Raw genomic sequence first — 17,214 nt, 5'->3', positions numbered from 1 at the left:
CAGCAGGGAGTGGGACGTGTGAAATCATCAACAAAGCTTACCGGACGGGTTATTTATAAAGGAGATCCGGGATATGAAGCGGCGCGCAAGAACTGGGACCCGCATACGGACAAATTTCCCAAAGTGTTTGTATTTGCCCAACGGACGAAGGATGTATCCAATGCTATCCGATGGGCTCGTGAAAACAATGTACCGATCAGGCCACGGAGCGGCAGACATGCGCTTGAAGTGAATCTTTCACAGGTGAATGGCGGTATCGTGATTGATGTGAGTGATCTGAATTCCATCAAGCTTGATAAAAAAAATGGAACGGTTGTTGTTGGAACAGGAAACCGAGTGGGAAGAATTGCAAATACCCTTGCCAAGCAAGGTTTCATAGCTCCTTTTGGTGACAGCCCTACTGTAGGGATCGGTGGAATTACATTAGGTGGGGGAATTGGGCCTCTCCAGCGTACCATCGGTCTTATCAGTGATAACCTGCTTGAGGTAGAGATGGTGGACGCCAAAGGAAAAGTGATTCGGGCCAATAAAAATCGTAATTCGGATCTCTTTTGGGCCTCGCGTGGAGGAGGCGGTGGTAACTTCGGAGTATACACCCGCTACAAATTCAAAGTGCGCCGTGCTCCAGCGAAAGCAACTGTATTTAAAATCACCTGGCCATGGGCTCAATTCGAAAAGGTACTCAAAGTATGGCAGAGGTGGGCTCCCTCTGTGGATACAAGACTGGGCAGCGAGTTGTCCATTGGACCGAAAAAGGGTGGCAATGTCGTCATGGAGGGGCTTTTCCTAGGGTCAAAAACAGAGGCTCTCCGTCTATTGCAGCCGATTACGAGTGTTGGCACACCGACAAGTTCCATTGTTCGTTTGTTACCTTACACGGAAGTTGTGAAGTTTTTATTACAACCTGATCCAACCGAGACTCAACGGTATAGCAACCAGTTCTCGTCCGGTTTTGGACGAAAACCATTCCCCGACAAAGCCATCAAATCGATGCGCGCATTCTTGGAGAACCTGGAAGAGGGGCCAGGCGGATTCTATTTCCTCAACTGGGGCGGAGCAGTAAGTCGCAAATCACCTAGATCAACCGCCTTCTTCTGGCGTAAAGAGAAGTTCTATGTGGAATGGACCAGTACGTGGCTCAAACCATCCCATGCCGCCAAAAATATCGCACTCGCTCGTAATACTCGCAAGAAATTGCAACCATACATTGTGGGTTCCTACATCAACGTTCCAGACCAAGGGATCAAGAATTCCGGTCCAGTGTACTATGGAGCCAACTATGCCAGACTGCGGAGAGTCAAAGCCAAGTATGACCCGAAAAATGTGTTTAACAATCCGCAAAGCATTACTCCGGCTCGGATAGTGTAGTCCATGTTCACTTGTTTAATACCTCTTCAATGAGTGAAGAAAACACGCCTTAATTGGCGTGTTTTTTGTTGAAGTTAACTTATTTTCAAAAAGAAACTAAAAAGCCGCCCTCGGTCATATGACCAAGAGCGGCTTCTTCACATGTTAAATACGCACGGCAGTTAAAGCGCTGTTAAGCTTTAACTTGTTCTCCAGCAAATACTTCAACGTTCATTGGAGCGGCCATGAATGCTGCTGCTTGTTGAACAAAAGCTTGGAAATGCGCGCTTGTGTTGTGGGAAGCTGTAGCAGCTTCATCTTTCCACAGCTCGATCATCGTGTATTGTTGTTCGCGTTCTGTGCTTTTCGCCAAATCGTAGCTGATGTTACCTTCTTCTTGACGTGTAGCAGCCATCAGTTCTTTCGCAGCTGCGAGGAATGCTTGCTCTTGGTCCGGTTTAACTTGCAGATGAGCGTGAATGATAATCATAATGTATAACCTCCATATTGTGTTTGTTTGGAATGTGTTAAGAAAGGGGAAACCGTCCCTGATATTATGCCCAAGTTGTGATTGTTTCTACAGGCAGGCGGTAGGATGGGTGACCTTCCTTGGCCGATTTACCAATCGAGATCAACATAACGGGTTGATAACGCTCTTTGTCCATGCCAAATGCTTCTGCAATTTGATCTTTTTCGTAACCACCGATTGGGTTAGTATCATAACCGTGAGCACGTGCTACAAGCATTAATTGCATGGAAGCAAGTCCAGCGTCGATCATATTAACTTCGCGAATAGCGGAAGCAGGCATATTTTCATAATAAGGCAATACTTTTGATAGTTGCATATCTTTAACTTCTTGTGGCATATAACCGAGTTCTACGGCTTTACCAAAAATTTCTTCCATATGTTCCGCGTTTTTCATGTCAATGAATACGCCAATGACTGCGGAGGAAGTCAACACTTGATTTTGATTAAATCTCGCAAGTGGAGCAAGCTTTTCTTTACCTTCAGTTGTATCTACAACCAGAAAACGCCAAGGCTGCAAATTGATCGAAGATGGTGCACGGGAAGCTTCTGACAGAATTTCAGTCATTTCTTCACGGCTAATTTTCACTTCAGGATCGTAAAGTTTAACAGAACGACGACCGTAGGTGATTTCGTTAAAATCATTGGTTTTTTGGAATTTGCTTTGAATTGTACTCATGCATGGATCTCTCCTCTATATATGGGTTTAGAAATTGTTCTGCATACGTTCCAGGAAATCGGCGAGTGATTGAACTTCGTCTTCACTGAAATCCTGTAAAATCTGGTTGATAAAATTGGTCTTCTCAGCTTTGTAGCCTTCAATCTGCTTCCGACCGTGGTCCGTCAAACGAACAAAAGTGACCCGATTATCATCGGGATTCTTACGTCTTGTAACCATCAGGTCCGCCTCAAGTTGCTTCAAGTGGCGTGTAATCGCAGCACTATCAATGTTAATGATTTTCTGCAACATGGATTGGTTAATCTCATCGACCTGATCCAGCTCATGCAGAATTTCAAAGCGAGAGGAACTGATACCTGTACAGCGTTCGAACTTGGGACTGAGTTTGTTACCCAACACGTTCAACAGATTGATGATTTGTTCTTCTTTGGAAACAATACGTGTCATGACTAGACCTCCCGGGTGAATCTGAATCATGAACAACGGCGTATGTTAACCAATGATTAATGTTGCAGTATACAATGCCATTGCCTAATGATTATTTGGATGCTCTCGAATCATTGATGTATCAATATTTGATGCGTCAATCATTGATGGCTCAATTAATATATCATGCCTTTTATGATTTTGCAACAGGTTAGAAAATGTTGCTGATTCTAGCGTTATTATCCCGCTACGTATACATTGCAGTCCATATATGTTGTCCAAATGGGTAAGTTAATATTGATTGTGCATGTTATTGAGAATTGTTATCAATTGATTTATAATGAAATGAAATATACATACTGAGCGAAAATTACAGGCTCTTCATAAAGAATAGCAAGAAGGTATGTCGATGTAATATGGCGGGAGGGAAAGTACAGCGGATATGAATTTGAATGATCACATCAGGTTGTGGAATCATGCTTTTGTCAAAATACTGGATGTACGCCAAAACGCTTTGCATCCTGGGGAGAAGTTGAAGAATTATCAACTACCAGCAAGTACCTATCTATATATCACCGACGGAAGTGCACGGATACGAATGGATCAACACAGATACATCGTGGAGGGATTCCACATCATTCATGGAGGCAAGCAGGCGTATTTAAACATGGAGACGGATTCGGGCGTGGCGTATTATATGATTTTGTACAAAGCCATCCTAGCCTTGCCCTGTGGGATGGAAATTCAGTATCTGATGGACCATGAACGTCCGTTTCAGGACCAATATGCACTTGTACCAACCCGTCCGCTACACATGTATCAGTGTATGGAGGAATTGAAACAGGAGTGGGAGCAGTCTACTAAGCTTGCAAAGTTACATGCCAAAACCTTATTTCATCAATGGGTATATCTTTTATTGACAGACTTACACGAACAATCCATTCAGCCACATAAACCGGATACGGTCACACAGGCTATTGAATATATGAAAGCTCATCTCCATGAGCCCATAGCTCTTGACGTAATGGCAGAAGCAATGGAATGCAGTGTGGGGCACTTGTCGAGGCTGTTCAAACAAAAGTTAAACATCAGTCCCATCCAGTATCTTGGACAGATTCGAATGGAGAGGGCCGCACATCTTCTGGTGCATACCAGTGCAACGCTGCAACAGATTGCAGAACAGATCGGCTATCCGGATGCACATTCACTGAGCCGCAGTTTCAAAAAAATAAAAGGGCTTTCTCCAATTCGCTACAAAAAAGGAGTAAGTCAACGATTAAACAAGTCGAAACACCCATTGGTATTGAACAACAAGCAAGATTTGCCCAGTGTAATGCAAGAAAATGCCCTTCATTCGTTACATTCCCATCTATATAATGATATTGATTATCAATATCAAAAGAGTGTTGGAGGGGAATTAATAATGCAAGGAAAATTCAAAATGACAGCACTAAGCATGATGTTGTGTCTCACGCTATTGCTCACGGCCTGTTCCAGTCCAGCGCCGTCTGCAAGTGGTACGCAAACAGAGACCAATGCGACTACTACACAATCGGGTAACCAGGCAACGGAGGCAGGGAAATCGACTGCACAGCCGGAGACGCGGACCGTCTCTACAATGAGGGGAGATGTGGTAATCCCGGCCAATCCGCAGCGTGTTGCTTCAGATCAATATATGGGGTACCTGCTGAAACTGGGCATAGTACCGGTTGGTGTAAGAACATTTATGCTGAACGAAGGATGGATTGAAAAGTCTGGCATTGCTGCTGATGTTATAGCGGGTATTGAAGATTTGGGAGGAGAGTTCCCAATGAATCTGGAGAAGTTAGTGTCACTTGAGCCGGATCTCATCATCGGTTCCATTGATAAAAATATTGAGGATTACGAAAAAATTGCAACGACCGTCTTTTTACCTTATTGGGAAGGTGATAAAACTTCTGGCCCACTGGAAAAGCTGCGCCGGATTGCTGGTGTTTTTGGAAAAGAGAAGGAAGCAGAGCAATGGATCACGACATATGAAGAGAATATCGAAGAGACTAAGAAGCAGATTGATGGTGTAATTAAAGAAGGCGAGACTGTATCCATCATACAAATAGGGTACAAAGCGTTGTATGTACTTGGTGCAGAAGGCGGGAACTATGGTAGTTCCACGATCTATGAGATGCTGAAACTGCCTCCAACTCAGCAAGCACTCGAAATGAAGGATGGATTCGAGACGATCTCCCTTGAAGTACTGCCTGAGTATATGGGAGATCATATCTTCTTATATGGTTCGGGTAGTGAGGACGCCAAAGAGATCCTGAACAGCGAGGTTTGGAAACGTCTGCCTGCTGTGCAGAAAGGACAAGTCTACACCTATGGTTCCTTGGATGGTACAGAGGATGAGTTCGTCATGGAAGATCCCTATTCACTGGAGTTGCAGTTGGATAGTATAAAGAATTTACTATTGGGAGCTGAAAAATAGAGTGTAATCAGTTCACATAGAATCGGATCAGAACAGGGAGGGGACGTGAGCATGAAGGAAAATGATTGGATCAAACAACTGGAGCAACTACATTTCTCTGCTGTCCACGTCTGCCATTACTCTAGCAATCCGGGGGCTGTTCAGCGTCGGATCTGGAAAAGGTTCGCCATTTGCAGGGTCATCGCGGGCAAAGGATCTTTGTCTATGGATAACATTGTACATACGGTATCTCAAGACGAGTGGTTTTTGTTGACGCCAGGAATGCATGTGGAGTTTCAGACGGATATGGAAGCACCTGTCCGATATCAGATCATTTTATTTTCCTGTGTTACACTTACCCGGCGTCGGAATGCTTGGCATACCGAGGCATTTGATCTCCCTGTGACGGGCAAGCTTAATGTTCCTTCCAATACACGTGATATTCAGGAGATGATGGATACCCTGATGAGTGGAAAACACTCGTTTACGAGTCTGGAAAAGACGCGCAGGAAACATCTTTTGCATCAGTTGTTGATTCAGTTAATGATGCACGTGAATGAAGCAACACCCCCTGTAGCGGGGATGGATTTGGCACTTGATTATATGACGCATCAGTATAGGGAAGACATTCGAATTGATCAGATGGCCCGCATGGCAGGGCTCAGTGTGAATCATTTTATAAGAACATTCAAACGACAATTAAATATGACCCCGATTGAATATATCCTGAAACTACGTATGGCAAAGGCCAAGCAGCTGTTATTTTCTTCAGATAAAATCAAGGAAATTGCGGAGCAAGTGGGTTATAAGGACGAGCACTATTTCAGCAGAGTTTTCAAGAAAAACGAAGGAATCGCCCCAACGTTGTATATGAAAAATAAAGTGAATCGCATTGCCACCTTGTATTACGGGTTGGACGATTATGTGATAACGCTTGGTTTGAGGCCAGTATCCGCTTTATCCTATGGTCAGAGGGTGGCTCGACATGTTGCCATACCTGCGCTTCAAGCACACAGTCATCAGGGACTTATTCTGGATAGCTTCAATCAGAACTATGATGATTTGAGGCGAGTCCAACCGGACCTGATCATTACAAGTGATCGTTTGGAGCCAAATGACTCCCTGAATCGTATCGCGCCTACCACCATGCTGGAGCACACCAACCATTTTGGCGAGAGGCTTCTGTATATGGCGGACATTATGGGTCGCACCGAACAGGCTGTACAGTGGATTGAACAACATGCTGAACTGAGCCGGGTTCTTCGAGGACGCATTCAATCGAGGTGGGGGAAACAGAGTGCCATGTTCATCCGGGTGACTTCTCATTTCTACCGAATGTATGGATTGAACAACCAGACAGGGGCGCTATTGTATGATGATATGGGATTTTATTTGCCTCGTGATTTTCCGGAACAACAGTGGGCTGTAGAGAGCAAAGTTTGCGATTTGCAGTTATACGACGCGGATCATGTGTTTGTAATGGTCGATCCCACAGAAGACGCACGTGCTCAACTGAGGCAATTACAGCAATCCAGTGCATGGTTGGCATTAAAGGCTGTTCAAGAAGGCCATGTATATAATGCAGGAGATATTTTTTTCAAAACGCTGGGTCCCACCGGACGCATGTGGGCCATGCGATATGTGGCAGAGCAACTTGGGGTTACCTTACGGTGATATTGTGCAAGAGAAGAGAGTGGAATAATCCATGGTAAGCCTGTATGCTTTTCCCTACTATAGTGATAATGATTATTATTATTAAATAGTAGAGGGGATTTACTACAAATGGTAAGACAGAGAGCAACAACGATGATACTGTTGGCCCTGCTTGTGCTCGTTCTGACGGCATGTAGCAAGGCATCAGAAGTAACAGAAGCAACGCCTCCGCAACAGGATACACCTGTGGAAGAGAGTGGTACGCAAACGATTGAGCATCTTAAAGGAACAACGGTTGTACCGCAAAAAATAGAGCGTATGGTGGTATTATCTGCTGCTTACATCGATCACATGTTGACGATTGGTGAGAAACCAGCAGGCGTTAATGTAGAAGTTCGTTACGGAGGAGATTATTTGCCTTACTTTGCAGATCAGCTTGCCGGCATTCCAACGGTAGGGTCTGCAGACAGTCCTAACCTGGAGGCTATCCTTCAGATTGATCCGGATGTCATCGTTATTGAGAGTCGAACTGCGGAGAGTACGTATGATCAGTTGGAGAAAATCGCTCCGACGATTGTACTTGGTACTGAATGGCTGGATTTTGTTGATGATACAACATATTGGACACAGGATCTGTTGACCATTGCCGGGATGTACAACAAAGTGGATCTGGCAAAAGAAAAGATAGCCGAGGTAGAGCAGCAGGCGAAGCAATTAAAAGCGAAGATCGAACAACTGGATCAAAAAAAGTTGGCTTATCTGCGTGTAAGAGAGAAGACCTTACAAATTTACGCGGCAAAAGGACATCCAACCAACACACTTTTGTATCATGATCTTGGATTTGTGCCAACGACTGTGACACCTGCCGAACAACGTGAGGATTTGTCCATGGAGAAAATTGCAGATGTGGATGCTGATTTCGTAGTTCTGGAGATTGACCCGAATGCCGATGAGTATGTAAACAACATCAACGCAAGCTCACTCTGGAAGGCAGTGCCGGCTGTCGGTGCAGATCAGGTCTATACGACAGACTCGTTCTGGTTGTTTAAGGGCTGGGGAGCGATTGGGCGAAGCGAGATTATCAACGAAGTTGAAGAGATGATTCAATAGATGAGACATTATCCAAGACATGATTATTCAGAGATGTCGGAAGTGTTACAGCAATTTTTTGTGACGACGATCCAAGTGGACTGCGATGATTCCAAGTATCCTTTCCGTGTGAAGGATCTGCTGAATGAAGAGAAACGAAACTTGATATTGCGTGAACAGGCTATGCAGCAAGGGCTTCAATTGGGCGGAAGAGGAAGTGCGGCCGTCGGTACACTTTTTGCCAAACGTTACTCCGTATTCGTGATGTCCGTAATTTCAGCATTCAGTCTATACGATACTATACTTAGCGTTGCAGACGATGATGTGCGGTTTGAATTGAATGGTGCAGGTGGCATGCGATATGAGACTCTGCTGGAGAGAACCTCTCTGGAGGGTGAAGATCCTGTTCAGCGCAGGTCAGAGAGTGGCTTGCTCAAGAAAAGAGTGCTGCTACATCTGGAACCTGTCCTGCGAGCGGTAGCCGTCGCTACAAGAGCGAGCGATAAGGTCATGTGGTCTCTGGTTGCCCATAATGTGCAACAATTGTATGCACGTATGATCAATGATCAGAGCATTTGGAAGACAGATGAACGGCTTGCAAAGATTCAAGAAGATCAAAGCCTCTGGCTGGATCGGCAAAACGATAATGCATGTACATTTGCCAATGAGCTGCAGCGCTTCGAACATTCCGGGTGGCAGGGACCTCCGTTCCTGCTACGCCGATATTGTTGTTTGGCTTATCTGGTTGGAGACGGAAGTCATACACATGGGTATTGTGACAGTTGTCCGAAGCTGGATTCGGAATCCCGATTGCGTAAACTTCTTCAGCAGTGAACAGACACTCTTGTACCGCATGGTACGAATCTGTTTCAGACAAACCATGTTCTCTTCGGTTTCCAGTGGATAGAATCTATGATCGACAAGTTACACAACCTGCAGCGGCTTGAGCCAGCGTCTGCGGGTTTGTTGGCTTTGTACAAGGTCACGATACCTTTGCATCGAGGGATAGTATTCGTTATACTTCAAGCTATTGATCAATTCATCACTAACTATTGGAGGGCGGATTATCATGGCAAAGGATAAAGCAGCGTCGGTTAACCGGCGAAATGATATTATCTCTGCAGCAATTGACGTCTTCGCGGAAATTGGCTATTATCGTGCGACTACAGCCCAGGTGGCTGAACGGGCACAGATCTCACAGCCGTATATATTTCGTTTTTTCAAAACAAAAGAAGCTTTATTATTAACTGCAATTGAGGTCTCATGGACACGGGTGATTGATTCGTTTCGAATTGTGGTGGAGATGGCGACACCAGATCAGTTAGAGAATGATCTCATTGAAGCCTATGATAAGATTCTGGAATCGCACAAGAGCGAGATCTTGCTTCAGATGCAGGCGCAAACGATCCGGGAGGAAGTCATTCGTCAGGCTATGCAAAAAGGCATTAGTGATGTACGAAGTATGGTACTGGAAGCTTTCACCGTTGCAGGAATTGCTGAACCGCTGAAAAGAACCATGATTTTTCTGGCAATCGGGATGTTGTGTAATGTATCTAATGCACTGGATATGCCAGAGTTGAAGGAACGATAGAGAGGGAGGTAAAGTCCCATTTTGAATTTTAGTTATTGATCAATCACTAAATAGATGAAAGAGGTCGATCCACGATGAAAAGAGCTATTGTGATTGGAGCCACAGGTGGAACAGGTGTAGCAATTACGGAGGAATTGATTAGACGAGGGATTTCAACGATCGCATTTGGGCGCTCCCGTCAAAAGTTGGAGCAACTTGCGGTAAAATTGGGATATCCGGATCACCTGCTAATTGCAGTTGGAGATGCATTTCGGTCGGAGGATATTATTGCTGCTTCCCAGGGTGCCGATGTCATATTTCATTGTGCGAATGTCCCTTATAACGAGATGGAGAGCAGGCTGATTCCGCTCGGTGAATCTGTGATGGCGGCGGCAGAACACTTGGGTCTGAACGTGGTTGTTATAGACGGAATCTATCCCTATGGCAGAAGACAAATGAAGGAAGTAACGGAAGAACATCAGAAGCAGCCACATACCCGCAAAGGCAAGACACGACTTGCCTATGAACAGATGTTATTCAGCACAAGATGGAGTAGAACTCAGGTGATGATCGTTCGTTCGTTTGCCAGATTATTATGGCCCATCGGCTAATCAAGCTTCCTATCTGGGTTCAACCCTTGAAGCGATAGCAAAAGGTAAGATGGCTTTTTTTATCGGAAATATGAACGTGCCGAGAGAGTATATTTATTTACCGGATGCTGCGGTCATGGTGGTGGAGCTGGCAAGCAGAGAGATGACGTATGGACAGAATTGGAACATTCCTAGATCGGGGATCATCTCGGGTCATGACATCGTGCGATTGGCACAGAAGGCTGCGGGAAGAAGCAAACCTGTGATGGCGTTAGGAAGAGTGGGATTGTCTTTGATTGGACTAGGTGTACCCGTTATGAAAGAAATTGTAGAAATGTTATATCTGACTGAGGAACCCCTGATCCTGAGTAGATAGAAGTATGAGGAACGGATTGGCCCGGTTGTGGCAACATCTTTTGAGGAAGGAATTGCGTTGACGATTAAGGAGTTGGAGTTGCAGGGGGAGTAGAGGGGAATATATTTTTTGGAGAAAAGTAATTGATTGATCACTAACTGTGAAGGTTTCATAGGTATATTGAATAGGGGGGCGCACAAAGCTAGTCCAGGGCATAGAGTGTACTATTGTAAAATGCGGGGATTTGACGTGGTGTACAAGGAGGGGGGATTCTCTTGTGAGCGGTATATCCAAAAGGAAACGCAAAATTTCCTTAATCAGTACAGGTAAACGGAAAGCAAAAAAATCAAAAAAGCACTCTATCCCAAAGAAGAAGAGTAAGTCTTGTAAGAAAAGCAGACGTAAATGCAAAAAAAAGAAAAGTCACAGGATTCCCTTCCTTCGCGGCCCACGGGGTTATCAGGGAATGAGAGGATTCACTGGAGCAACAGGTGCTACTGGGTTAACTGGAGACCCTGGGTATCCCGGCATATGGGGAGCAACCATTTTAACAGGACGGACCGGAGTAACCGGAACCACGGGAAGTACCGGAATAACTGGAGTCACAGGTGCAACAGGAGCTACCGGACTGATGGGCACCATAGGTGTGGATGGAACTACAGGAGTTATAGGTCCGACCGGTCCAACGGGTGAGGCGGGAGCAACTGGATCTACAGGAAGTACAGGAGCTACAGGTGCAACGGGTACAGGATCGACTGGAGTCACAGGAACAACCGGCGCAACTGGAATTACCGGATTTGGTGTTACAGGCGTGACCGGTGCTACAGGAAATACCGGTATAACCGGCTTCACAGGTCCAACTGGAGTTGCAGGATTAGCTGGGGCTACCGGGTTCACTGGAGCAACTGGTCCAACTGGTCCAACTGGGATTGGTGTGATGGGACTAACGGGATCTACTGGTGAAACAGGATTCACAGGAGTTACAGGTTCGACTGGCCCAACCGGAGCGACGGGTCTAATAGGTATTACGGGTGCGACTGGATTAACGGGAAGTACTGGCGAAATTGGAATCACAGGCCCGTCCGGAGCAACAGGAACAACTGGTATTACTGGAACCACAGGTATTACAGGCGTCAGTGGCGTAACTGGAACGACAGGTACTACGGGCGCGACCGGCCCAACCGGTGAGACAGGTATCACCGGAGTTACAGGCGCTACAGGATTTACTGGGGCGATAGGAGCAATGGGAAGTACGGGGCCAACTGGAAATACTGGCATAACCGGCGCAACTGGTGCCACTGGGGAAACGGGTCTAACGGGAAGTACTGGTACGACAGGACCCACTGGGGGGATCGGGTCTACGGGAGTTACTGGTGTAACCGGAACTACAGGAAGTACTGGAATAACAGGTAATACTGGTGAAACAGGATCAACAGGTACGACCGGATTACCTGGCGTTACGGGTACCACGGGTGTAACCGGTTCTACTGGAATTACAGGCCTCACGGGGATTACTGGAGCAACTGGTGCTACTGGCACTACCGGTGTCACAGGTACGACTGGTGTGTCAGGACTCACTGGGGCCACTGGTATAAGTGGTGTCACTGGTGAAACAGGACCAACAGGTACAACCGGATTAACTGGCGTTACAGGTATAACTGGCGTTACAGGTATAACTGGCGTTACAGGTATAACTGGCGTTACTGGAATTGCGGGCACAACAGGAACGACTGGAATAACAGGTGCAACAGGTATTACTGGATTTACAGGCAGTACAGGTGCGATCGGACCAACTGGTGCCACTGGCACAACCGGAGTCACAGGTACGACTGGTGTGTCAGGACCGACCGGGGCTACTGGAGAAACGGGTACCACCGGAGTTACAGGTGCTACAGGATCTGCTGGGGCGATAGGGGCAACGGGAAGTACAGGTACAACCGGCGTTACAGGCATAACCGGCATAACCGGCAATACTGGTGTAACAGGAGCCACAGGAATTACTGGAGCAACTGGAACTACTGGAGATACAGGAGATACAGGTCAAACAGGGGTCACAGGAACGACAGGGTTAACAGGGGTAACCGGAATCACCGGTGAGACTGGAGCCACAGGGATTACAGGTACAACTGGACTAACTGGCATTACTGGAACCACGGGTATCACAGGCGTGACCGGAGCTACCGGACTGACTGGTGTCACTGGGGAAACGGGTCTAACAGGATTCACAGGCACGACAGGAGCGACGGGACCGACTGGGGCGACTGGAGCAACCGGAATTACAGGTATCTCGGGAGTGACTGGCGTAACCGGAATGACGGGAATTACGGGAGCGACCGGGGCCACTGGTGTCACTGGAGAGACGGGTCTAACAGGAGGTACAGGTGCAACTGGTATTACAGGTCTTACGGGTGCGACTGGGATCACAGGAATCACGGGTACAGCTGGTGTAACTGGCCCAACAGGTGCGACTGGAGAAACAGGAAGTACAGGTGCCACGGGAGTAACCGGAACAACTGGTGTAACTGGAGAGTCGGGTCTAACTGGGGCTACAGGTGTAACGGGCTCAACCGGTTCGACTGGCCCAACAGGAGAGACAGGACTAACAGGTCTAACTGGAGCTACTGGAAGTACGGGTGCGACGGGAACAACTGGTGTTACAGGTGCAGCCGGAGTTAGTGGCACAACAGGAATTGCTGGCGTAACTGGCGCGACAGGACTCACCGGGGTTACTGGTTCAACTGGTAATACCGGAGCTACTGGCATAACCGGGGTCACCGGCGAAACAGGGCCAACCGGCACAACTGGCTTAACTGGCGTTACGGGTACAATTGGTGTGACCGGAGCAACAGGCGTCACTGGAGAGACAGGAGCTACAGGTCTGACGGGAAATACAGGACCAACGGGTGTCACCGGATTTACGGGTCCAACAGGTGAAACAGGAATCACTGGAGTTACAGGCCCTACTGGAGCAACCGGCTCAATCGGAACTACTGGAGATACAGGTTCAACAGGGGTCACAGGTACGACTGGTGTGACGGGACCGACCGGTGCAACTGGAGAAACGGGAATTACAGGTGCGGCTGGACTAACTGGCATTACCGGAACCACGGGCGTTACTGGGGAGACTGGTCTAACAGGGAACACAGGTGTAACGGGACCAACCGGCACGACTGGTTTAACTGGCGTAACGGGACTTACTGGTGTGACCGGAACTACTGGCACTAGTGGCATAACGGGAACAACTGGTATTACGGGAGTAACCGGAGCAACAGGTGTCACTGGAGAGACGGGTCTAACAGGAGGTACAGGTGCAACTGGTATTACAGGTGCTATGGGTGCGACTGGACTAACTGGTATTACCGGAACCACGGGTACAGCTGGGGTAACGGGCCCAACAGGTGCCACTGGAGCAACAGGAAGTATAGGTGCCACGGGAGTAACCGGAACAACTGGTGTAACTGGAGAGTCGGGTCTAACAGGAGTCACTGGTGTCACTGGTGTCACCGGGGAAACGGGTATAACTGGGGCCACAGGTGTAACGGGCCCTACCGGATCGACTGGCCCTACAGGAGAGACGGGGTTAACCGGGGTCACAGGTCCGACTGGTGTGACGGGACTGAACGGTGCAACTGGAGAAACTGGAATTACAGGTACAACTGGACTAACTGGCATTACTGGAACCACGGGTATCACAGGCGTGACCGGAGTTACCGGACTGACTGGTGTCACTGGGGAAACGGGTCTAACAGGATTCACAGGCGCGACGGGACCGACGGGATCGACTGGGGCGACAGGAGCAACCGGAATTACAGGTATCTCGGGAGTGACTGGCATAACCGGAACGACAGGTGTTACTGGGGAGACCGGTCTAACAGGAAACACAGGTGTAACGGGCCCTACCGGTTCGACTGGCCCAACTGGTGAAATAGGACCAACCGGCACGACTGGCTTAACTGGCGTTACGGGTACAATTGGTGCGACCGGAGCAACAGGCGTCACTGGAGAGACGGGTCTAACTGGGAGCACAGGTACGACTGGAGTTACTGGTATACCCGGTCCGATAGGCACTACAGGACTAACAGGGAATACTGGTGAAACAGGATCAACAGGAACTACTGGAGCTACTGGAACTACAGGTCCAACAGGTACGACTGGTGTGACGGGATCAACTGGAGAAACGGGGATTACAGGTGCAACAGGAGTTAGTGGCATAACAGGAATTACCGGAACGACAGGTGTAACTGGAGAAACAGGGTTCACAGGACCAACCGGTGTGACCGGAGCCACTGGGGTCACAGGGGAAACGGGTACGACTGGAGCAACGGGAAGTACGGGTACTACGGGAGTTACTGGTGTTACGGGATTAACTGGAGCCACGGGCATTACAGGAGAGACGGGTGTAACAGGCGTTACCGGCACGACAGGACCAACCGGAGCCACTGGTGCGACTGGAGTTACAGGATCAACGGGGAGTACGGGTTCCACAGGAATAACTGGCGTAACCGGACCGACTGGTGCTACTGGTATTACTGGGGTAACTGGATTTACAGGAGTTACAGGGGCAACCGGTCCAACGGGTATTACTGGTGAAGCAGGAATTACAGGCGCCACCGGCACAACTGGCCAAACTGGTGAGACGGGAGTAACTGGACTTACTGGGGTTACAGGTAATACAGGATTTACTGGAACGACGGGAACAACTGGTGCCACAGGAGAGACGGGTCTAAGAGGGGTCACAGGTACGACTGGTGTGACGGGGCCCACCGGGGCTACTGGAGCAACAGGAACCACGGGCATTACAGGAGAGACGGGCGTAACAGGCGCCATCGGTACAACAGGTGTAACGGGACCAACCGGTGCGACCGGAGCCACTGGGGCAACCGGAACTACGGGAGTTACTGGCGTAACCGGCTCGACTGGAGAGACGGGTGCAACAGGCGTTACCGGCACGACAGGTACAACAGGACCAACCGGAGCCACTGGTGCGACTGGCATAACCGGAGTTACAGGTACGACTGGTGCTACAGGGGCAACCGGTCCAACGGGTATTACTGGTGAAACAGGAGCAACCGGCACGACCGGCGTAACTGGCATTACGGGTGTGACTGGAGCTACTGGAATTACAGGTGCCACCGGCCCAACTGGTCAAACTGGAGAGACGGGTCTAACAGGGGGCACAGGTACGACTGGTGTGACGGGACCAACCGGGGCTACTGGAGCAACGGGAACTACGGGAGTTACAGGCGTAACCGGAGCGACAGGAACTACGGGTGCGACTGGTGCCACTGGCACAACTGGCGTAACTGGTGTTACGGGTACAACAGGTACAACAGGTACGACTGGAGCCACTGGGATCACAGGTGTGACTGGAGCAATAGGAACCACGGGTATTACAGGAGAGACGGGTCTAACAGGGGGCACAGGTACGACTGGTGTGACGGGACCAACCGGGGCTACTGGAGCAACGGGAACTACGGGAGTTACAGGCGTAACCGGAGCGACAGGAACTACGGGTGCGACTGGTGCCACTGGGATCACAGGTGTGACTGGAGCAATAGGAACCACGGGTATTACAGGAGAGACGGGTGTAACAGGCGTTACAGGCACGACCGGCGCGACGGGAACAACAGGAACCACGGGTATTACTGGCGTGACCGGAGCAGCTGGGGCTACAGGGCTCACAGGTGTATCAGGAGCCACCGGAAGTACTGGTTCAACAGGAGTTACCGGTATAACTGGCGCGACCGGAACAACTGGAGAAACAGGAATAACGGGAGCTACAGGACTAACTGGTGTAACTGGGACAACAGGAACTACAGGTGCAACTGGGGTTGCCGGAGTTACGGGAACTACTGGGGTTACAGGCATCACAGGAGCCACCGGCCCGACTGGACCAACTGGGGCTAATGGAATTACGGGGGCAACCGGTGTAACGAGTGCAACCGGAGCTACGGGTGCCACTGGAGCAACAGGCATAACAGGAACTACCGGTGCGACTGGGGCAACGGGGCTGACAGGAGCCACGGGCCCAACCGGCCCCAATTTTGCAACACAAGGGTTCTCGGCATTCCTGGCTACACTTTCGACAGCAACCAGCACTCAGTTAACCAACTGGACGACTACGGCTCCCTATTACGGTAATGCCAACTTCAATGCAACAACAGGAAACTATACCGTCCCGGTAACCGGAAGATACTCCATTGTGGCCACGATCAATTATGCAACGACTGCAGCGATTGCCCTATCTCTGGGTGCTGGGGTTAACCCAGCCTTTCTTGTACAGAGAACATCACCTACGGTAACGACACTTGTCAGTGGTTTGTTGCCCGTCCTAAATGTCGCGATCACGCTACTCACACTGCGGGCAGTGCTGGGAAGTGGTTCAGTGACTTTGGCAGTGGAAGTCGCATTGAATGCGGGAGATGTGATTGGACTGTTCTATGCTGCAAATGGGTTGACGATTACATTGAACCTGGGCAGTGGTGCTACAAATGGAATTGTGTGGTCTGTGCATGAGATCACCTAAACACTTCTCA

Annotated in this window: 10 protein-coding genes and 1 pseudogene; 8 read left to right on the top strand and 3 right to left on the bottom strand. The window is 48.7% G+C overall.

Going from position 1 to position 17,214, the window contains the following annotated elements; translation table 11 throughout:
• Positions 1 to 18: 18 nt before the first annotated feature.
• Positions 19 to 1,368, top strand: a complete 1,350-nt coding sequence (locus tag C170_RS12255) for an FAD-binding oxidoreductase (protein ID WP_036609785.1) — start codon at positions 19 to 21, stop codon at positions 1,366 to 1,368.
• A gap of 172 nt (positions 1,369 to 1,540) precedes the next feature.
• On the opposite strand, the gene C170_RS12250 is transcribed toward C170_RS12255, so the two are convergent.
• The 3 genes from C170_RS12250 to C170_RS12240 form a co-directional block, all read right to left on the bottom strand.
• Complete coding sequence (locus tag C170_RS12250; RefSeq protein ID WP_036609783.1) at positions 1,541 to 1,837, bottom strand: putative quinol monooxygenase; 297 nt, start codon at positions 1,835 to 1,837, stop codon at positions 1,541 to 1,543.
• A gap of 64 nt (positions 1,838 to 1,901) precedes the next feature.
• A complete protein-coding gene (locus C170_RS12245) occupies positions 1,902 to 2,552 on the bottom strand; it encodes a nitroreductase family protein (protein ID WP_036609781.1) in 651 nt (216 codons plus the stop codon).
• Positions 2,553 to 2,579: 27 nt separating this feature from the next.
• The gene (locus C170_RS12240; RefSeq protein WP_036609779.1) at positions 2,580 to 2,999 is read right to left on the bottom strand and encodes a MarR family winged helix-turn-helix transcriptional regulator; all 420 of its coding nucleotides are present in this window, start codon (positions 2,997 to 2,999) and stop codon (positions 2,580 to 2,582) included.
• 421 nt (positions 3,000 to 3,420) lie between these two features.
• On the opposite strand from C170_RS12240, the gene C170_RS12235 reads away from it, so the two are divergent.
• The 7 genes and pseudogenes from C170_RS12235 (at position 3,421) to C170_RS30030 (ending at position 17,204) form a co-directional block, all read left to right on the top strand.
• The gene (locus tag C170_RS12235) at positions 3,421 to 5,442 is read left to right on the top strand and encodes an AraC family transcriptional regulator (RefSeq protein ID WP_036609777.1); all 2,022 of its coding nucleotides are present in this window, start codon (positions 3,421 to 3,423) and stop codon (positions 5,440 to 5,442) included.
• Positions 5,443 to 5,493: 51 nt separating this feature from the next.
• Entirely contained in the window at positions 5,494 to 7,095 is a 1,602-nt protein-coding gene (locus C170_RS12230) for an AraC family transcriptional regulator (RefSeq protein WP_036609775.1), read from the top strand.
• Positions 7,096 to 7,203: 108 nt separating this feature from the next.
• A complete protein-coding gene (locus C170_RS12225; protein ID WP_036609773.1) occupies positions 7,204 to 8,184 on the top strand; it encodes an ABC transporter substrate-binding protein in 981 nt (326 codons plus the stop codon).
• Entirely contained in the window at positions 8,185 to 8,997 is an 813-nt protein-coding gene (locus C170_RS12220) for a (2Fe-2S)-binding protein (RefSeq protein WP_036609771.1), read from the top strand. It begins immediately after the preceding gene.
• A gap of 235 nt (positions 8,998 to 9,232) precedes the next feature.
• Entirely contained in the window at positions 9,233 to 9,754 is a 522-nt protein-coding gene (locus C170_RS12215) for a TetR/AcrR family transcriptional regulator (protein ID WP_036609769.1), read from the top strand.
• A 74-nt stretch (positions 9,755 to 9,828) separates the two neighbouring features.
• Positions 9,829 to 10,792, top strand: a pseudogene (locus C170_RS12210) (NAD-dependent epimerase/dehydratase family protein).
• Between the two features lie 352 nt (positions 10,793 to 11,144).
• Entirely contained in the window at positions 11,145 to 17,204 is a 6,060-nt protein-coding gene (locus C170_RS30030; protein ID WP_051447138.1) for a hypothetical protein, read from the top strand.
• The last annotated feature ends 10 nt before the right edge of the window (positions 17,205 to 17,214 follow it).

This window comes from Paenibacillus sp. FSL H7-689, from assembly GCF_000517905.1.
In the GTDB taxonomy this organism is placed as follows: domain Bacteria; phylum Bacillota; class Bacilli; order Paenibacillales; family Paenibacillaceae; genus Paenibacillus; species Paenibacillus amylolyticus.
This window is presented reverse-complemented; position numbering and strand designations above follow the sequence as displayed.